General features: G+C 57.9%; 18 protein-coding genes. 10 read left to right on the forward strand and 8 right to left on the reverse strand.

Going from position 1 to position 19049, the window contains the following annotated elements; all coding sequences use genetic code 11:
• Window positions 1–379 precede the first annotated feature (379 nt).
• On the forward strand, window positions 380–1600 hold the full coding sequence (locus EDF73_RS12455) for an MFS transporter (RefSeq protein ID WP_132729436.1): 1221 nt from the start codon (window positions 380–382) through the stop codon (window positions 1598–1600).
• Here the strand turns inward: EDF73_RS12455 and EDF73_RS12460 are convergent, their stop codons facing one another.
• Window positions 1601–2158 (reverse strand): DcrB family lipoprotein, encoded by a 558-nt coding sequence (locus EDF73_RS12460; RefSeq protein ID WP_132729437.1) that lies wholly within the window; start codon window positions 2156–2158, stop codon window positions 1601–1603. It abuts the gene before it with no gap.
• A 73-nt stretch (window positions 2159–2231) separates the two neighbouring features.
• On the reverse strand, window positions 2232–2897 hold the full coding sequence (locus EDF73_RS12465) for a 7-cyano-7-deazaguanine/7-aminomethyl-7-deazaguanine transporter (protein ID WP_132729438.1): 666 nt from the start codon (window positions 2895–2897) through the stop codon (window positions 2232–2234).
• Between the two features lie 211 nt (window positions 2898–3108).
• On the opposite strand from EDF73_RS12465, the gene tusA reads away from it, so the two are divergent.
• Window positions 3109–3354: a sulfurtransferase TusA gene (gene tusA, locus EDF73_RS12470; RefSeq protein ID WP_132729439.1), complete on the forward strand. Its 246-nt coding sequence runs from the start codon at window positions 3109–3111 to the stop codon at window positions 3352–3354.
• A gap of 160 nt (window positions 3355–3514) precedes the next feature.
• On the opposite strand, the gene zntA is transcribed toward tusA, so the two are convergent.
• Together zntA and EDF73_RS12480 are read right to left on the reverse strand one after the other, a co-directional pair.
• Window positions 3515–5710 (reverse strand): Zn(II)/Cd(II)/Pb(II) translocating P-type ATPase ZntA, encoded by a 2196-nt coding sequence (gene zntA / locus EDF73_RS12475; RefSeq protein ID WP_132729440.1) that lies wholly within the window; start codon window positions 5708–5710, stop codon window positions 3515–3517.
• 77 nt (window positions 5711–5787) lie between these two features.
• Window positions 5788–6414 carry a lysoplasmalogenase gene (locus tag EDF73_RS12480; RefSeq protein ID WP_132729441.1) on the reverse strand — a complete coding sequence of 209 codons (627 nt, stop codon included), beginning with the start codon at window positions 6412–6414 and terminating at the stop codon, window positions 5788–5790.
• 141 nt (window positions 6415–6555) lie between these two features.
• Here EDF73_RS12480 and EDF73_RS12485 point away from each other — a divergent pair, with 141 nt between their 5' ends.
• Window positions 6556–6915 carry a DUF2500 domain-containing protein gene (locus EDF73_RS12485; RefSeq protein ID WP_165905705.1) on the forward strand — a complete coding sequence of 120 codons (360 nt, stop codon included), beginning with the start codon at window positions 6556–6558 and terminating at the stop codon, window positions 6913–6915.
• 11 nt (window positions 6916–6926) lie between these two features.
• Here the strand turns inward: EDF73_RS12485 and EDF73_RS12490 are convergent, their stop codons facing one another.
• Together EDF73_RS12490 and rsmD are read right to left on the reverse strand one after the other, a co-directional pair.
• Complete coding sequence (locus EDF73_RS12490) at window positions 6927–7205, reverse strand: DUF1145 family protein (protein ID WP_100686594.1); 279 nt, start codon at window positions 7203–7205, stop codon at window positions 6927–6929.
• The gene (rsmD, locus tag EDF73_RS12495) at window positions 7195–7791 is read right to left on the reverse strand and encodes a 16S rRNA (guanine(966)-N(2))-methyltransferase (protein WP_132729443.1); all 597 of its coding nucleotides are present in this window, start codon (window positions 7789–7791) and stop codon (window positions 7195–7197) included. The genes EDF73_RS12490 and rsmD overlap by 11 nt, the downstream gene beginning before the upstream one ends.
• A gap of 191 nt (window positions 7792–7982) precedes the next feature.
• Here rsmD and ftsY point away from each other — a divergent pair, with 191 nt between their 5' ends.
• From ftsY to rpoH, 4 genes are all read left to right on the forward strand, one after another.
• Window positions 7983–9575 carry a signal recognition particle-docking protein FtsY gene (gene ftsY, locus EDF73_RS12500; RefSeq protein WP_132729444.1) on the forward strand — a complete coding sequence of 531 codons (1593 nt, stop codon included), beginning with the start codon at window positions 7983–7985 and terminating at the stop codon, window positions 9573–9575.
• A gap of 2 nt (window positions 9576–9577) precedes the next feature.
• Window positions 9578–10246 (forward strand): cell division ATP-binding protein FtsE, encoded by a 669-nt coding sequence (gene ftsE, locus EDF73_RS12505; protein ID WP_132729445.1) that lies wholly within the window; start codon window positions 9578–9580, stop codon window positions 10244–10246.
• The gene (ftsX, locus tag EDF73_RS12510) at window positions 10239–11294 is read left to right on the forward strand and encodes a permease-like cell division protein FtsX (RefSeq protein ID WP_132729446.1); all 1056 of its coding nucleotides are present in this window, start codon (window positions 10239–10241) and stop codon (window positions 11292–11294) included. Before ftsE ends, ftsX begins: the two co-directional genes overlap by 8 nt.
• A gap of 261 nt (window positions 11295–11555) precedes the next feature.
• The gene (gene rpoH / locus EDF73_RS12515) at window positions 11556–12410 is read left to right on the forward strand and encodes an RNA polymerase sigma factor RpoH (RefSeq protein WP_004868561.1); all 855 of its coding nucleotides are present in this window, start codon (window positions 11556–11558) and stop codon (window positions 12408–12410) included.
• Between the two features lie 51 nt (window positions 12411–12461).
• On the opposite strand, the gene EDF73_RS12520 is transcribed toward rpoH, so the two are convergent.
• Window positions 12462–13985: a PLP-dependent aminotransferase family protein gene (locus EDF73_RS12520; protein WP_132729447.1), complete on the reverse strand. Its 1524-nt coding sequence runs from the start codon at window positions 13983–13985 to the stop codon at window positions 12462–12464.
• A gap of 117 nt (window positions 13986–14102) precedes the next feature.
• Between EDF73_RS12520 and EDF73_RS12525 the strand changes: the two genes are divergently transcribed.
• The gene (locus EDF73_RS12525; protein WP_132729448.1) at window positions 14103–15368 is read left to right on the forward strand and encodes a 4-aminobutyrate--2-oxoglutarate transaminase; all 1266 of its coding nucleotides are present in this window, start codon (window positions 14103–14105) and stop codon (window positions 15366–15368) included.
• A gap of 329 nt (window positions 15369–15697) precedes the next feature.
• Window positions 15698–16801: a branched chain amino acid ABC transporter substrate-binding protein LivJ gene (gene livJ, locus EDF73_RS12530; RefSeq protein WP_132729449.1), complete on the forward strand. Its 1104-nt coding sequence runs from the start codon at window positions 15698–15700 to the stop codon at window positions 16799–16801.
• A 285-nt stretch (window positions 16802–17086) separates the two neighbouring features.
• On the opposite strand, the gene panM is transcribed toward livJ, so the two are convergent.
• Window positions 17087–17476 (reverse strand): aspartate 1-decarboxylase autocleavage activator PanM, encoded by a 390-nt coding sequence (gene panM, locus EDF73_RS12535; protein ID WP_132729450.1) that lies wholly within the window; start codon window positions 17474–17476, stop codon window positions 17087–17089.
• A gap of 421 nt (window positions 17477–17897) precedes the next feature.
• Here panM and livK point away from each other — a divergent pair, with 421 nt between their 5' ends.
• Window positions 17898–19007 (forward strand): high-affinity branched-chain amino acid ABC transporter substrate-binding protein LivK, encoded by a 1110-nt coding sequence (gene livK, locus EDF73_RS12545; RefSeq protein WP_132729451.1) that lies wholly within the window; start codon window positions 17898–17900, stop codon window positions 19005–19007.
• Window positions 19008–19049: the final 42 nt, after the last annotated feature.

Genomic DNA, 19049 nt, shown 5'->3' on the forward strand with positions numbered 1-19049 from the left:
ATATCGTTGGCGGTATTTAAATATATCCCCGCCATATTTCACGTTGTCTGTGGGGGGCGGTGCTCCAGGGGAAGGGTTAGGACATCCCTGTCGCTCGCCGGGGACCGCCTTCAGCGGTTCAAATTCGTACCTGGCGAATTGCTCTCTCTCCTGGCGCCTTATTGAGGGGATATACAAAAAATCATTCACGCCGTAGCCAGGCGAAAAAGAAAGTCAATCATCATATATCGCAGGGTTATTATTGCCGCGTGCGGAACCGGCTCCTTAGGCTGAGGGCGACCGCGCGGCCCGCCGAAGCGGGAATTTCCACGCCGCGTGCTGCTTTTGGGCGGGCGACATGGTAATAGTGAAACCTTGTGGTAAAAATCTGGTGGACCCGATGCCCGAACCCGTTGACGCACCGGCGCTGAATGGATTGCGCCTCAATCTGCGGATTGTCTCTGTTGTGATGTTTAATTTTGCCAGCTACCTGACGATCGGCCTGCCGTTGGCGGTGCTGCCCGGGTATGTTCATGATGTGATGGGATTCAGCGCGTTCTGGGCCGGTCTGGTGATCAGTCTGCAATATTTTGCGACCCTTCTCAGTCGCCCCCATGCCGGGCGCTATGCCGATCTCCTCGGGCCCAAAAAGATTGTTGTGTTCGGGCTGTGCGGCTGTTTTCTCAGCGGCCTGAGCTATCTCCTGGCGGCGAGCGGGAGCGGTTGGCCGACGCTGAGCCTGGCGCTGTTGTGCCTTGGCCGCGTGATCCTCGGTATCGGGCAAAGTTTTGCCGGCACCGGTTCAACCCTGTGGGGCGTGGGAGTGGTGGGATCGTTACATATCGGGCGGGTGATTTCGTGGAACGGCATCGTCACCTACGGGGCGATGGCGATGGGGGCGCCGCTCGGGGTACTGTGTTACACCCTCGTTGGCCTGCATGGCCTGGCGTTGACGATTATGGCGGTCGCGCTGGCGGCTATCTGCTGCGCGCTGCCGAGGGCGGCGGTGAAGGCGGCGAAGGGGAAGGCCATGTCGTTTCGGGCGGTGCTGGGCCGGGTCTGGCTCTATGGTATGGCGCTGGCGCTGGCTTCCGCCGGATTTGGCGCGATCGCCACCTTTATTACGCTATTTTACGCCGCTAAAGGCTGGGACGGCGCGGCGTTCGCCCTGACGTTGTTCAGCTGTGCGTTTGTCGGCACGCGGCTATTGTTCCCCAACGCGATTCAGCGTCTGGGGGGGCTGAACGTGGCGCTGCTGTGCTTTAGCGTTGAGATTGTCGGCTTATTGCTGGTGGGGCTGGCAGAGAGCTCGCTGATGGCGAAAGCCGGCACGTTTTTAGCGGGAGCCGGCTTTTCGCTGGTTTTCCCGGCGCTGGGGGTGGTGGCGGTGAAGGCGGTGCCGCAGCAGAACCAGGGGTCGGCGCTGGCCACCTATACGGTTTTTATGGATCTCTCTTTAGGGCTGAGCGGTCCGTTAGCCGGGCTGCTGATGGCGTGGGCGGGAATATCGACGATTTATCTGGCGGCGGCGGGGCTGGCGGCCGTAGCGTTCTTATTGGGCTGGCGCTTAAAAAAACGGCCCCCGGCGGTGGCGCCGGAGGCCGCGACGTCAGGCCAGTAATTACTGGATGACGAGGGTGTTGATAATATTTTCCGCCGCAGTTTGCGCCTGCTGCTGGTTGTCTGCCGGCAGGGTGATCTGCAGGGTCAACAGCTTATCGTCAATCTTGCCGAGAATAACCGAAGACCAGGCGGTCTGACCCTTGGCGGAGATAATACTGTCCAGCTGTTGTAGCGTGTGGCCTTTGATCTCAATGGATTTATTGGTCACGACCTGCAGCTGCGGATCGCGGCTGCGCTGCTGATCTTCCAGGCGCTGAGCCAGCACGCTTAACTCTTCGTTGGTGCTGTCGCCGACGATCACGATCACCGCTTTCTGCCCGGTGACGTCGGAGTAGACGTGCATGTTGTTGGCCTGGGTGCCCAGCTTGCCGCTCTGGTCGGTCATCCCGGCCGGCAGGGAGAAGCTCAGCTTGCCATCCAGCAGCTCGATCGTCTGCCCGCTGGCGTTGCTTTCCGCCGCCGCCCCTTCGGTTGGCGCTTTTGAATCGCTGTTATCACAGGCCGCAAGCCCCATAACCAGCAGGCCAATACCGACATATTTAACCAAATTGCGCATTGACATCTTCCTTTCGATAAACGGCCATTAATGGCTCATTCGCTTATCTTATCACATCAGCTTGCGAGTACTCTTAACCTGGCTGCAATGCCGATAAATCAGATTTATCTGCCAGTTTTTTCAGCAACATATTCAACAACATGCCGTACATGGGCAGGAAGAAAACAATGCTAATCAGTACCTTGAAGCAGTAGTCGACAATGGCGATTTCTCCCCAGTGCGCCGCCATAAACGGGTCCGGGCTGCGCCAGAATGCGATAAAGAAAAAGGCCAGCGTGTCGCTGACGTTGCCGAACAGGGTCGATGCGGTCGGCGCCAGCCACCAGCGACGGTTCTGCCGCAGGCGGTTAAAGACGTGGACATCGAGGATCTGACCCAGCGCGTAGGCCATAAAGCTGGCAGCGGCGATGCGGGCGACGAACAGGTTAAAATGGGTCAGCGCGGCCAAGCCTTGCCACTCGCCCATATAGAACAGGGACGAGACGCCATAGGAGATCAGCAGCGCCGGGGCCATTACCGCGAGGATAATCCGTCGCGCCAGCGGAGCGCCGAAAATCCGCACCGTCAGGTCGGTGGCGAGAAAGATGAACGGAAAACTGAACGCGCCCCAGGTGGTATGGAAACCAAAAATGGAGATCGGTAGCTGCACCAGATAGTTACTGGAAGTGATCACCAGCAAATGGAAAAGCGCTAGCCAGAACAGCGCTTTTTTACGCTGTGACGTAGTAAAGGGACTCATATTGTGACCTTTTTAGTGGTTGGGGTGAGGGAACCCAATAAATCAATACATGCCGCGCGACTTGCCAATGCGCATGTACCAGGATGAAGCGGCAGAATGATACTGCGTTGGGCCGGTAATGCAACGGTTGTTTTTCGCGCAAACGTTAACCTGACTTGCGTAGCGGAAAAGTGGGGGTAAACTAGGGCCGTTTTGTTGATGTGAGATGAAAATGACCGAACTTTTCTCCAGCCCTGACCACACTCTGGATGCTCAGGGTCTGCGTTGCCCGGAACCGGTAATGATGGTGCGTAAGACCGTGCGCACGATGCCGGTGGGCGAGACTTTGCTGATTATTGCCGACGATCCGGCAACCACCCGCGATATTCCGGGTTTCTGCCGCTTTATGGAACATGAGCTGGTGGCGCAGGAAACGCAGGCGTTGCCCTACCGCTATCTGATCCGTAAAAGCCACTGAGTCCCGGCGCCGGCTTTACCGAGACGGTGCTGCCCACCAGACCGCTTTCCCCGCAAAGCGCGCGCGGCCGGGGAACACGCTATCATCAACTCTGGCAGAACCCGGATGGCGGCGCGATGCGCCTTATCCGGGCTACCGACTTGCAGGTCAGTCTTTCCGCTTACTTCTTACGCAGCAACCGCAGGGCGTTCGCGGTCACCAGCACCGTCGCCCCGGTATCGGCCAGCACCGCCAGCCATAGCCCGGTTAACCCGAGCAGCGTGGTGATAAGGAAAATCCCCTTCAGCCCCAGCGCCATGGCGATATTCTGGCGGATATTGGCATGGGTGGCGCGGGCGAGGGAAATCATCTGCGCCAGGCCGGTTAAGCGGTTATGCGTTAGGGCGGCGTCTGCGGTTTCCAGCGCGACATCGGTGCCGCTGCCCATCGCGATCCCAATGCTCGCCGCCTTCATCGCCGGGGCGTCATTAATCCCGTCGCCGACCATCGCCAGCGGAGCATCGGCGTTAAGCGCCGTCACGGCCGCCACTTTATCGGCAGGCAGCAGCCCGGCGCGGAACTCCAGCCCCAGTTCGTTGGCAATCGCCGCCGCCGCTCGGGGGTTATCGCCGGTGAGAATCACCCCCTGGACCCCCAGCCGATGCAGGTCATCGACCGCCTGGCGGGCATCATCGCGCAGCGTATCCTGCAGCGCCAGAATGCCGAGCAGCGACTGCTCGCGCAGCACCAGCACCACCGTCTGTCCCGCGCTCTCCAGCTGTTGAATCTGAGCCTCATACTGCGGAGCAACGGTCTCCTTTCCCGCCGCGCAAATCAATACCCGATAACCGTCGACGTCGGCCTCGATACCGGAACCCGCCAGCGCACGCTGGTCGCGAGCGAGCGGAATCGTCAGCTGCCGTTGCTGCGCTTCGCGCACGATGGCCAGCGCCAGCGGATGGCTGGATCCTTGCTCAACCGCGGCCGCCAGCGCCAGCAGGCTATTTTCATCCATCTCGTTAATGGCAAGCGCGGCGGTGACGCGCGGCTGGCCAACGGTGAGCGTTCCGGTCTTATCAAAGGCAACCTGACGCACGCGCCCCAGTTGCTCAAGCGCTGCGCCGCCCTTAATCAGGGCGCCGCGACGGGCCGCGACTGCCAGCCCGGAAGTCATCGCCGCAGGAGTGGAAATGACCAGCGCACAGGGGCAACCGATCAGCAGCAGCGTCAGACCTTTGTAGATCCACGCAAGCCAGGCCCCGGCAAAGAACAGCGGCGGGACGATGGCAACCAGCAGGGCGACAAGCATAATCGCCGGGGTATAGATTCGGCTGAAGCGGTCGATAAAACGTTCGATTGGCGCGCGCCGCTCCTCGGCTTCTTCAATCAGCTTCAGAATACGGTCGATGGCGCTATCGCCCGGTTCGGAGATAACGCTCAGCTGTACCAGCCGGTCGACGCTGGTCGCACCTGCCGCCACGCGTTCGCCTGCGTTGCGCTCGACCGGGACGGATTCCCCGGTTAAGGCGCTTTCATCAAAGCTGGCGAACGGCGACAGCAGTTGACCATCGGTAGGTAAACGGCCGCCAGCCGCCACTTCAATGACGTCGCCGGGACGCAGATCGCGCTGGGCGACGGTTTCCCTTACTCCGTCACGTAGGCGAATGGCGGTGTCGGGTTTTAACGCCATTAAGGCGCTAACGCCCTGGCGGGCGCGGCTGGCGGCCCAGCCTTCGAGGCGCTCGCCGATCAGGAACAGCAGCAGCACCATCGCCGCTTCGGCGGTGGCGCCGATAAACAGCGCTCCGATGGCGGCGACGCTCATCAGCGTTTCAATGGCAAACCAGCTGCCGCTTCTGATCAAGCGCCCGGCCTGGCGGGCGACGGGCCACAGGCCGACGAGGGTCGTCGCGATGAATGCCAGCTCGCCGAACGGGTGGTTGAACTGTTCGAGACCCCAGCTCAGCGCCATCATCAGCAGCAGGGCGATCGGCGGCAGATTCTCACGCAGACGCGAGGTTGCTGCCTGCGGCGCGTTTTCATCGCGTAGCGTATAGCCGGCAGCGCGCACCGCGCGCTCTACCCTGGCGCGGACATCGGCATCGGCATTAACCAGCAGTTTTTCGGTGGTAAATAGTACCTGTACCTGGCTGACGCCCGGCACCTGGCGCACCGCATTCTCAACCTTACGAGCACAGGCGGCGCAGTCCATTCCATCGACCAGCCAGCTATAGCGCGCGTCGTTTAATCGGTCAGCCTCGGAAGCGGTGGTACAGGTCGACTCGGTACAGCAGCTGTCGGACGGCGCGGTAGCCGGTTTGAGTGTGAATGACGAGAATTGCGGAACTTTTTTATCCTGAGCTTCTGGAGTCGACATGAGACCCTCCGGTAATGATAATTTTCTCATTACGCGGAGGATACACTCTGGAGCCGACTCCAGAGTCAAGCGCTAAATTAGAGATACAGCGCACGGACGATCAGGAAGTGGCCGGCGAAGTAGAATGCGGCGGCGATGGCGTTATCGGCGCGGAAACGACGACGATAGTGGCTGACCAGCCAGACGATGTTGCCCAGTAGCAGGGAGGTCGCGCCGGCGAAGCCGGAGAGCGCGGTATCCGTCGGGCGGAAGAACCACAGTTCGCCCGCCAGCCACACCATCACCAGCGTCATGCCGATAAAGGTAAATACCGGCATACGCATCTCTTCCAGCCGACTCCAGATAACTGCAAACAGCAGGGCGCCAATCACCAGCAGCACCAGCGGCAGCGGCCAGAAAAACGACATCGTCATCTGGCTGGCGAACCAGATGGTATAGAGCAGGTGCGACAGGAAAAACGCCCCCACTGCGTACATTATCCGCTGACGAGGCAGCAGCGTCAGCGCATCGCCCAGCAGCGAAGCACACAGCCCGGCAAGCACCAGGTAGCTGATGGCGTTGAACATCGGCGCCTGCCAGGCCAGCAGCAGCAGCAGGATCAGGGTGACGGGTTTAAAAACCCAGCGTTGCCACGTCGGGCCACGATAGGAAGCATCGACGTAAAGCCATGCGGAAAAACAGACAGCAATAAACGACCAAAGCATAGTAAGTCCTTGTATCTGTTATTATTAAGTGAGTGGCATATTTTCAGTACTGAAACTTAGTGTAGTGGTTCGGGCGGGCAGATGACAATGTTAATCAAGGCGCGGTATGCTTATTCCTGAGAATTCCTGGGGGTAAGATCGATGAGCAAGGTTCCACTGTTTTTTATGATCGTTGTGGCCATCATTGTGGTGGCAGCATCGGTTCGCTACGTCCAGCAACGACGGGAAAGTATGGATAATGACGCCGCGCCGCTGTTACAAAAGCGGGTCGTGGTGAGCAACAAGCGGGAAAAGGTGCTTAACGATCGCCGCTCGCGCCAGCAAACGGTCACCCCTGCCGGCAGCGATATGCGCTATGAGGCGAGCTTCAGGCCGGAGACCGGCGGGCTGGAAGTCAGTTTTCGCCTGGAGGAGACGCAATATCATGCGCTGAGCGTCGGCGACCGGGGAATGCTGAGTTATAAAGGCTCAAGGTTTGTCGCGTTTACGCCTGACCCCTGAGCCCGTCGCCATTACTTCTTACGCAGGGTGGCCTTGAGCTTTTTCTGCCAGGCCACCAGTTCAAACACGCCGAACACGAAAATGCGGATCTGTTCGAAGCGGCTCAGCGGCGGGGCATCTTTCGGCTGAGTGGCTTTCAGCAGCGTCAACTGCAGACCGTGCATCAGGATCATAAAGATCAGCGCGACGTTAACAAAGATATTCAGCGGCTTGGGGAAAGGCTGAAACAGATTTAACAGCAAAAACGCCCAAACGCACAGCATCAGCACGCGGCCAAAATTAATCAGCATTACTTTCTCCTTGTGCCTCACGTTGATAGAGACGGTAGGCGACCTGTCCGGCCACTTTTTCACGATACAGATGCCAGTTTTCCGGCACCGGCGGTAAGCCATTTTCAACTTCGCTCTCAACGTAGATTAGCGCTTCGTCGGCGAGCCAGCCGTTATTTTCCAGCAGGCGCAGCGTTTCTTCCAGCAGACCTTTGCGGAACGGCGGGTCGACGAACACGATATGGTGCGGCGTGCCGGGCTGGTTGAGGTAGGTAAGCGTGTTGGTGTTGACCACTTTGCCGCTATCGGCTTTCAGGGTCGCGAGATTCTTTTGCAGCTGCTGGGCGACGCCGCGCTCCATTTCCAGCAGCGTTGTGCTGCCGGCATAGCGGGAGAGCGCCTCCAGCCCCAGAGCGCCGCTGCCGGCGAAGCAATCGAGGCAGCGGGCGTCGACCATCGAGGGCGCCAGCCAGTTAAACAGGGTTTCACGCACCCGGTCGGTGGTCGGGCGCAGACCCGGGCTCTCCGGCACCGGTAATTTACGGCCCCGCCATTGCCCGCCGATAATGCGGATCTGGCCGCTGCCTGCGTGGTTTGGTTTCTTCATCTCTTTGCTCAGGTCTCAACTTTCAGCCCGCTATTCTAGCGATCGAACGCGGATGACGAAACCTTAATCCGGGGGCGGTGATGCGAGTTAAGTTAAGTGATAGACTATCCGACTAATTTCATCATTTTTCAGCTTCCGCTATTGTTATGCCGGAGCTGTGCCATGAATAAACCGCGGGAGTGTCGTCGCAAATGGCAAAAGAGAAAAAACGTGGCTTCTTTTCCTGGCTGGGCTTTGGACAAAAAGAACAGGCGCAGGAAACAGAGAGCGAACAAAAAGTAGAAGGGCAGGCCGGGGTTGCCGAATCGCATCCGGCGGCAGAGGTGCCTGAACAGACCGTGGCGACGCCAGAAGCGGATGCGGCAAGCGCACCTGCCGTGGAAAAAGAAGACCCGCAGGCTTTTGCGGCCGATATCGTCGACGTCACCGAACAGGTTGTCGGGAGCGAATTAGCGCACCCTGCTACGCCTGCGGAAGCGCTAGAGGTGCCGGCCGCAGCGGAAGAGCTGCATCAGGCGCCAGCGGTTATGGAACCCGCGCCGGTGGTCAGTGACGGCGTGGAAGAGCCCGGAGTCGAAGAGGGGGTTGCCGGGAATGTCGTCGCGGAACCGCTGGTCGAAGAGAGCATTGCGCAGCCGGCCGTCGCCGAAGCGCTGGCTGAACAGGCGCCGGAAGCGCTCATTGCCGAGCCGGAGGTCGCCGCTGTTGAAGAGGCGGTGCTGAGCGAGGAGGTCGCTGAAGAGCCGCACGATGTTGCGCTGTCTGATGAGGAACTGGACGCTCAGGCGCTGGCGGCTGATGCCGAAGCAGCAGAAGAGGCTCAGGTAGAGGATCCGGCGCAACAGGAGCAGGAAAAACCGACCAAAGAGGGCTTCTTCGCGCGCCTGAAGCGCAGCCTGATTAAAACCAAACAGAACCTCGGTTCCGGATTTATCAGTCTGTTCCGCGGCAAAAAAATCGACGATGATCTGTTTGAAGAGCTGGAAGAGCAGCTGCTGATTGCCGACGTCGGTGTGGAAACGACCCGTAAGATCATTACTAACCTGACCGAGGGCGCCAGCCGGAAACAGCTTCGCGACGCGGAAGCGCTGTATGGCCTGCTGAAAGAAGAGATGGGCGATATCCTCGCGAAAGTGGATGAGCCGCTGAATGTTGAAGGGAAAACGCCATTTGTTATTCTGATGGTCGGCGTTAACGGTGTCGGTAAAACGACCACCATTGGTAAGCTGGCGCGTCAGTTTGAGCAGCAGGGTAAATCGGTCATGCTGGCGGCGGGGGATACCTTCCGCGCCGCCGCGGTGGAACAGCTGCAGGTCTGGGGCCAGCGTAACAACATCCCGGTGATTGCTCAGCACACCGGCGCCGACTCGGCCTCGGTCATTTTCGATGCTATTCAGGCGGCGAAGGCGCGAAATGTTGACGTGCTGATTGCCGATACGGCGGGCCGTTTGCAGAACAAATCGCACCTGATGGAAGAGCTGAAAAAAATCGTCCGGGTGATGAAAAAACTGGACGAAAACGCGCCGCATGAGGTCATGCTGACGATTGACGCCAGCACCGGGCAAAATGCGATTAGCCAGGCCAAACTGTTCCATGAAGCCGTTGGGTTGACCGGCATCACGCTGACTAAGCTGGATGGCACCGCGAAAGGCGGGGTTATCTTCTCCGTCGCCGACCAGTTCGGTATTCCGATTCGCTACATTGGCGTCGGTGAACGTATTGAGGATCTGCGTCCGTTTAATGCGGGCGACTTTATTGAGGCACTTTTTGCCCGAGAGGATTAAGAATGATTCGCTTTGAACAAGTCAGCAAAGCCTATCTCGGTGGGAGACAAGCGCTGCAGGGGGTGAATTTCCACCTGCGGTCGGGCGAGATGGCATTCCTGACCGGCCACTCCGGCGCGGGGAAAAGTACCCTGCTTAAGCTTATCTGCGGGATCGAACGGCCGAGCGCCGGGAAAATTTTATTCGGCGGTCACGACATTAGCCGCCTGAAGAGCCGTGAGGTGCCGTTTTTGCGCCGGCAGATCGGCATGATTTTCCAGGACCATCACCTGCTGATGGATCGCACGGTGTTTGATAATGTGGCCATTCCGCTGATTATTGCCGGCGCCAGCGGCGACGACATCCGTCGTCGCGTGTCGGCGGCGCTGGACAAGGTCGGGCTGCTGGACAAAGCGAAAAACCTCCCTATTCAACTCTCCGGCGGTGAACAGCAGCGCGTGGGGATTGCCCGTGCGGTGGTGAATAAGCCCGCGGTGCTGCTGGCGGACGAACCCACCGGTAACCTCGATGAGGCGCTCTCGGAAGGTATTTTACGTCTGTTTGAGGAATTTAACCGCGTCGGGGTTACGGTGCTGATGGCGACGCACGACCTGGGACTGATTTCCAGTCGCTCGTATCGCATGCTGACCCTGAGCGACGGTCATATGCACGGAGGCCATTGGGGTGAATAAGCGCGACGCAATGAATCAGATTCGCCGGTTCGGCAGCAGACTCGACCGCCTGCGTAATGGCGCAGGCGCGGGCGGCGGCGGGCGCAACGCGCCGAAGCGGCCAAAACCGGCACCGAACCCGGCTTCCCGTAAGAGCAACGTCTTTAACGAGCAGGTTCGCTATGCCTGGCATGGCGCGGTGCAGGATTTGAAAAGCACGCCGCTCGCCACTTTCCTGACGATCATGGTTATCGCCATTTCGCTGACGCTGCCGAGCGTGTGCTATATGGTCTACAAAAACGTCAACAGCGCGGCGGCGCAGTACTACCCCTCACCGCAGATCACCGTTTATCTGGAGAAAACGCTGGATGACGATGCCGCGGCGCGGGTGGTCGGCCAGCTCCAGGCGGAACAAGGCGTGGAGAAGGTCAACTATCTGTCGCGGGATGAAGCGCTTGGTGAGTTCCGCAACTGGTCAGGCTTTGGCGGCGCGCTGGACATGCTGGAAGAGAACCCGCTGCCGGCGGTGGCGATTGTGGTGCCGAAGCTGGATTTCCAGAGTACCGAGGCGCTGAATACCCTTCGTGACCGGGTGACGCATATTCAGGGCGTGGATGAAGTGCGGATGGATGACAGCTGGTTTGCGCGGCTCTCTTCCCTCACCGGGCTGGTGGGCCGCGTGTCGGCGTTGATTGGCGTGCTGATGGTCGCGGCCGTGTTCCTCGTCATTGGTAACAGCGTGCGCCTGAGCATTTTTGCCCGTCGCGACACCATCAACGTGCAGAAACTGATCGGCGCCACCGATGGCTTTATCCTGCGCCCGTTCCTCTATGGCGGCGCGTTGCTGGGCTTCTGTGGCGCTTTTCTGTCGCTGATTCTGTCGGAGATTATGGTGATGCGCCTGTCCTCCGCGGTGACGGAGGTGGCGAAAGTATTCGGCACGAAGTTCGAACTCAGCGGCTTAGGTTTTGACGAGTGTCTGCTGATGCTGATCGTCTGCTCGATGATTGGTTGGGTCGCCGCCTGGCTGGCAACCGTGCAACATTTACGTCACTTTACCCCCGATTAAAAAAAGTCTGATATAATCTTTCCCTGCACTGATGAATGTCTCTCTGCAGGGAAAGAGTCCCTGTCGTCTCTTCCCTACGCTTTCATTCCCATGTCACAATTTGTGCGTAATCTACTCACATCGTTGCATGGAACTTGTGGATAAAATCACTGTCTGATACTAATGTGGGTGATATTCTCGTTGCTCATAAATGCTGGCATGTTTGTTGCCCACCTCATGGGAAGCGCAGCGCGCCAGACGATATCGATTGAGAGGATTTGAATGACCAAAGATATGCAAACTTTAGCTTTAGCCCCCGTTGGTAACCTGGAATCGTATATCCGGGCTGCGAACAGCTGGCCGATGTTATCGGCTGATGAAGAGCGGGAGCTTGCTGAAAAGCTGCATTACCAGGGCGATCTGGAAGCAGCGAAAAGGCTGATCCTGTCTCACCTGCGCTTTGTTGTTCATATTGCTCGTAATTATTCGGGCTATGGCCTGCCGCAGGCGGATCTGATTCAGGAAGGTAACATTGGCCTGATGAAAGCGGTGCGTCGTTTCAACCCGGAAGTGGGCGTGCGTCTGGTCTCCTTCGCCGTACACTGGATTAAGGCCGAAATTCATGAATACGTCCTGCGTAACTGGCGTATTGTGAAAGTCGCCACGACCAAAGCACAGCGTAAGCTGTTCTTTAACCTGCGTAAAACCAAACAGCGTCTGGGCTGGTTTAACCAGGATGAAGTCGAAATGGTGGCCCGCGAGCTGGGCGTGTCGAGCAAAGACGTACGTGAAATGGAATCACGGATGGCGGCGCAGGACATGACCTTCGATATGTCGTCGGACGACGAGTCCGATAGCCAGCCGATGGCGCCGGTGCTCTATCTGCAGGATAAAACGTCTAACTTTGCCGATGGCATTGAAGACGATAACTGGGAAGAGCAGGCGGCCAACAAGCTGACCGACGCGATGCAGGGCCTTGACGAGCGTAGCCAGGATATCATCCGCGCCCGCTGGCTGGACGAAGACAATAAGTCGACGCTGCAGGAGCTGGCGGATCGCTATGGCGTATCGGCCGAGCGCGTGCGCCAGCTTGAAAAGAACGCGATGAAGAAACTGCGCACCGCCATTGAAGCGTAACGCGCGAGCGTTGTAGCTCGCCGCTGTGCAGATACCCGATAACGCCCCACATTACGTTGGGGCGTTTTGTTTTTCTGCCTCTTCCCCGGCGGCCAGCGCCTGTGGGCACAAGGTCTGCAGGCACGCAAGCAGGATCCGGAAGGCCGGTTCCATTTGCGCCTCCGCCAGGCTGGCAAACCCCATCAATAACCCTTTCTTACGCTGCTCCGTCAGATAGTAGCGTGAGAGCGGACGCACCAGAATATGCCGGGCATTGGCCGCCCGGGCGATCGCCACGTCATCCGCTTCCTCCGGTAGATTCAGGATCAGATGCAGCCCGGCATTATCGCTGAAATCCGACAGCGCATGCGGGCTGCAATATCGTTGTATCAGCTCGGTCAGACAGGCGCGACGGCGGCTGTAAAGCAGGCGCATACGGCGAATATGCGCTGAGTAATGACCGGCGTTAATAAACTCCGCCAGCGCCATCTGAATCAACGAGTGGCCGCCGCGATAAAGCTCGGCATGGGCGCTTTTAAGATCGCCGATCAGGGGACGAGGGAGTACGACATAGCCCAGCCGTAGCCCGGGATAGAGGGTCTTACTGAAGGTCCCGACGTAGACTACCGGCGCGTCGGCGATCAGCCCCTGCAGCGCCGGGATCGGCTGGCCGGAAAAGCGAAACTCGCTGTCGTAATCGTCTTCGACGATCCAGCTGCCGTGCTGGCGAGCCAGGGCCAGTAAACGCTGACGTCGTTCCAGACTCATCACCGCGCCAAGCGGATATTGATGCGAGGGGGTGACAAAAATCAGGCGCGGGGCCTCTGCCACCGTCTCCGGCGGACACAGCCCGTTGGCATCGACGGCGATCGGAGCGGCGCGCACATCGTTCATCGCCAGTACGTGGCGAATCCCCCAGTAAGACGGCTCTTCAACCCACGCCAGATCGCCGCCGTCACACAGCATGCGCGTGACCAGATCGATCGCCTGATGGATCCCCTCGGTAATCAGAATTTGATCTGCCTGGCAGCGGACGCCGCGGGAAACTCTGAGGTAATCCACTAACGCATGTTGCAGTTCCGGCGTACCGCCGTTACAGCTGTAGCTCAGCCGTTCAGGCTTTGGGCGGCGACTGATGCGCGCCTGAATCTTGCTGAACAAGGGATGGGGGAAGGCGTTGACATCCGGCACGCCGGGGATAAATGCTCCCCATTGCCGTGGGCTGGCGCTGACGTGCGTGAGCAAATGCTGCCCGCGCCGGGACAGGTAAGGTATGGCTGCGGGTTCGCTACTGTTTTCTCCGCTTCTGTCAGCGGGAAGAAATATATCCGGCCCTGTTTTCGCGACAAATGTGCCGCTTCCTCGCCGGGAAACCACATAACCTTCCGCCAGTAATTGTTCATAAGTTGTTAATATGGTGTTTCTTGATACGCCCAGCTCTCCGGCCAAATCCCGCGAGGGAGGCAGGCGGCTCTGCGGCGGTAATGAACCGTCGAGAATCGAGCGACGAACCGCGTTATATAAGCGTTTATGCAGTAGCGGATCCGTCTCCTCCTGCAATCTGACCAGAATAAGGTCACCGACCAGTGAACGCAATTGGATCCCTCAGATAATCGAAACTGGTACTCGATTATAGAGCCAACTCCTGTGTAAATAAACGACATAGTTTCGAGATTGTTGCGATAACGTGACTCACATACAGGAGATTCAAGGGTGAAAAGTTCAGAACTGAATCAACGCCGCCAGCAGGCGACGCCGCGCGGCGTAGGCGTAATGTGCGATTATTTTGTTGAGAAGGCGGAAAACGCCACGCTGTGGGATGTGGAAGGCAACGAGGTCATCGATTTTGCTGCCGGCATCGCCGTGCTCAACACCGGCCACCGCCATGCGAAAATTGTTGCCGCCGTCGCGCAGCAGCTGCAGGCCTTTACCCACACGGCCTATCAGATTGTCCCTTACGAAAGCTATGTCTCTCTGGCGGAACGGATTAACGCGCTGGCGCCGATCGACGGGCCGGCAAAAACCGCCTTCTTCACCACCGGGGCGGAAGCCGTGGAAAACGCGGTCAAGATTGCCCGCGCCTACACCGGTCGTCCGGGACTGATCACCTTCGGCGGTGGCTTCCATGGGCGTACCTTCATGACCATGGCGCTGACCGGTAAGGTGGCCCCTTACAAAATTGGCTTCGGGCCGTTCCCCGGGTCGGTGTATCACGGGGTATATCCCAACGCCGCACACGGCATTACCACCGATGACGCCATGAAAAGCCTGGATCGTATTTTTAAAGCCGACATCGCTGCGGACCAGGTGGCGGCAATAATTCTCGAGCCCATTCAGGGAGAAGGCGGTTTCAACGTCGCTCCCGCTGAGTTCATGCAGGCGCTGCGTACGCTGTGCGACACCCACGGTATTCTGCTGATTGCCGATGAGGTGCAAACGGGCTTTGCGCGTACCGGTAAGCTGTTTGCGATGCAACATTATGCTGTGAAACCGGACCTGATGACGATGGCGAAAAGTCTGGCCGGCGGTTTCCCGCTGTCCGGCGTAGTTGGCCGCGCCGAGGTGATGGATGCGCCGGCGCCGGGTGGGCTTGGCGGCACCTATGCCGGTAACCCGCTGGCGGTGGCTGCCGCGCATGCGGTCCTTGACGTTATCGAAGAAGAGCAGCTTTGCCAGCGTGCCGGGCGGCTCGGTAGCCAGCTGCAAGAGGTGCTGAATCAGGCTCGTGAGTATTGCCCGGCGATTGTCGATGTTCGCGGGCAGGGGTCGATGGTGGCCGTGGAGTTTAACGATCCGCACACCGGCGCCCCGTCACCGGAATTTACCCGCCAGATCCAGCAGAAGGCGCAGGAACAGGGCCTGCTGCTGCTGAGCTGCGGCGTCTATGGCAACGTGATCCGTTTCCTGTATCCGTTAACGATCCCCGATGCGCAGTTCGCCAAAGCGCTGGATATTCTGGCGCGGGTACTGAAGGGCTAACGTGTCCCAATTCTGTGCGGCGGCAGAGAAGCCAAACCACACAGGCGCCAACGCGCCACTGCCGCCTGGATGTTTGATGTCATCCTCCACCGCGTCCGGTTGCTTCCGGCGCGGTTTTTTATTTGTCACTTATCTGTTACATAACCCGCAATTTTGTCATTTCAAATTCTCCAGAATGACGGTATGTTTAGCATAGTGTGCTGCGAAAGCGCAGGCGGCAGACCTTAATTCAGTCGTCATATGCTTTACTTATGACTAAAATTAGAATAATGCGCTAATAAACAACATCACAACGAATGCAAAAAACCATAATAATGGGGAGCCTCAGGATGAACATGAAGGGTAAAGCGTTACTGGCAGGATGTATCGCCTTAATAATGAGCAATGCCGCGCTTGCTGAAGACATCAAAATTGCCGTGGTTGGCGCGATGTCGGGTCCGGTGGCACAGTATGGCGACCAGGAGTTTACCGGTGCCGAGCAGGCGGTGGCCGATATCAACGCGAAAGGCGGAATCAAAGGCAATAAGCTGCAGATCGTTAAATATGACGATGCCTGTGACCCGAAACAGGCGGTAGCGGTAGCCAACAAAGTGGTCAACGACGGTATTAAGTACGTTATCGGCCACTTATGCTCTTCCTCGACTCAGCCGGCGTCCGATATCTATGAAGACGAAGGCATTCTGATGATCACCCCGGCGGCCACCGCTCCGGAGCTGACCGCGCGCGGCTATAAAATGATCCTGCGTACCACCGGCCTGGATTCTGACCAGGGCCCAACGGCGGCGAAATACATCATCGAGAAAGTAAAGCCTCAGCGTATCGCTATCGTCCATGACAAGCAGCAATATGGCGAAGGTCTGGCGCGAGCGGTGCAGGACGGCCTGAAGAAGGGCGGCGCTAACGTGGTGTTCTTTGACGGTATCACCGCCGGTGAGAAAGATTTCTCCACCCTGGTGGCGCGTCTGAAGAAAGAAAACATCGACTTCGTCTATTACGGCGGCTACCACCCGGAAATGGGCCAAATTCTGCGTCAGTCCCGCGCGGCCGGCCTGAAAACGCAGTTTATGGGGCCGGAGGGCGTAGCGAACGTCTCTCTGTCTAACATTGCCGGCCAGTCGGCTGAAGGCATGCTGGTTACCAAGCCGAAGAACTACGATCAGGTTCCGGCGAACAAACCGATTGTGGATGCGATCAAAGCGAAGAAACAGGACCCGAGCGGTGCATTCGTCTGGACGACCTATGCAGCCATTCAGTCGCTGCAGGCAGGCCTGAATCAGTCCGAAGACCCGGCGGCCATCGCGACATACCTGAAGGCGAATTCAGTGGATACCGTCATGGGGCCGCTGTCATGGGATGAGAAGGGCGACCTGAAAGGCTTTGAGTTCGGGGTGTTTACCTGGCATGCGGATGGTACCGCCACCGACGCCAAATAATTTAACCTTCGCCTCTCGCGCCGCAGGTGCGTTGGCGGCGTTCTTCAACCCCGGTCACTTACCGATGTAAGCTCCCGGGGATTTCAGAACTTGCCGCCTGCCTGCAACGCGACATTCTCGGTTAAACGGGCGGATATCGCCTCTCGCGCCGCAGGTGCGTTGGCGGTGTTCTTCAACCCCGGTCACTTACTGATGTAAGCTCCCGGGGATTTCTCCGCTGGCGCTACGCTTACCGGGGCTACGGTTACAGGTAGTCCCGGTAAGGCGCTTCCGCCGACGCGGCGTCTAGCGGAGCTCCCTTTGCCAACCGCTCTGCTGCGCACTAAAGCCCAGCGCCTGCATAAACGCGGACATTACCGCCTTATCTTCCACCCCCGCGTCGCTGACCCGCCAGCGCTTGATCTGCGGATTATCCTGCAGCAGCTCTTCGACTAAATACTGCCCGACGCCGCGACGGCGGGTGACTTCGCGTACGCACAGCGCGCTAAGCTCACCGTCTGTACCGCGCAGGGTGACGCGCGCGGCGGCCAGCAGGCGCTCGTTAAAGCGGGCGGCGTAAACCCGGTGCTGATCATCCATCGGGATGGCGGCGAGATCCTGCGACGGCCAGATTTTCCCCAGGTCGATGCGATCCTGATCGCTGAAGTGCGATAAACGAATAATGGTCAGTTTCATGCTCGATGCGTCCAGTCAAAACGGATAGGCCAGTGTACCCAAATTTATGACCAGAAGGGGCGCTGTTTTTCCGGCATTCAGCAGGGGATTCGTTTTCGTGGAGAAGTTGGGGCAGCGCAATCCGTCATGGATCGAAAAATAAGCAGAATTTTAACCTAATGTGCAGCGTTTTATTCCGCCTTATGTATCGTTATTTTATGCTGCAAACTGGACTTTTTTTTGTTTATCTTCACTGAAATACAGAATATTATCTTTGCTTAATCGCCTGAAATATAGAGATTTTAATCTGAATTCAGGTAAAAACTGCGCTAAACCATTAAAGATAATGGTAAAAGTAGCGTTGTTTAATAAAAGCACAGAATGCTTTTTAACCATAAAAATACAAAATATTTACACCACATCTCGAACGGGGTTCTGAAGCATGAAAAGGAACGCGAAAACCATTATTGCGGGGGTCGTCGCACTGGCGATGTCGCACGCGGTCATGGCCAAGGATATTAAAGTCGCCGTTGTCGGCGCGATGTCTGGCCCGGTAGCCCAATGGGGCGACATGGAGTTCAACGGCGCACGTCAGGCTATCAAAGACATTAACGCTCAGGGCGGAATTAAGGGCGATAAGCTGGTTGGCGTCGAGTACGATGATGCCTGCGACCCGAAACAGGCCGTGGCAGTGGCGAACAAAATCGTCAACGAGGGCATTAAGTATGTTATCGGCCATCTGTGCTCGTCTTCCACGCAGCCGGCGTCTGATATCTATGAAGATGAAGGCATTCTGATGATCTCTCCGGGGGCCACCAACCCGGAACTGACCCAGCGCGGCTATCAGTACATCATGCGCACCGCGGGTCTGGACTCTTCGCAGGGGCCGACCGCGGCGAAATACATTCTGGAAACCGTGAAACCGCAGCGTATTGCCATTATTCACGACAAGCAGCAGTATGGCGAAGGGCTGGCCCGCTCGGTGCAGGAGAGTCTGAAGAAAGGCAATGCCAATATTGTCTTCTTTGACGGTATCACCGCCGGTGAGAAAGACTTCTCCGCGCTGCTGGCGCGTCTGAAGAAAGAGAATATCGACTTCGTTTATTACGGCGGCTACTACCCGGAAATGGGCCAGATGCTGCGCCAGGCGCGCTCCGTTGGTCTGAAAACCGTCTTTATGGGCCCGGAAGGCGTCGGCAACGCCTCGCTGTCTAACATCGCCGGCGCGGCGGCGGAAGGCATGCTGGTGACAATGCCGAAACGTTATGACCAGGATCCGGCGAACGGCGCTATCGTCGAGGCGTTGAAGGCAGAGAAGAAAGATCCGAGCGGTCCGTACGTCTGGATCACCTACGCTGCCGTGCAGTCTTTAGCGCAGGCGATGGACAGAAGCGGCAGTCAGGAACCGCTGGATTTAATCAAAGATCTGAAAGCTCACGGGGCGAAAACCGTGATTGGGCCGCTGAATTGGGACGAAAAAGGCGATTTGAAGGGATTTGAGTTTGGTGTCTTCCAGTGGCATGCGGATGGTTCATCCTCTGTCGCGAAATAAGATGCGTTATCCCACCGCCCGCGGCCAGCGGGCGGCATGAAA

The sequence above is a fragment of the Klebsiella sp. BIGb0138 genome, from assembly GCF_004342285.1.
GTDB lineage: Bacteria > Pseudomonadota > Gammaproteobacteria > Enterobacterales > Enterobacteriaceae > Klebsiella.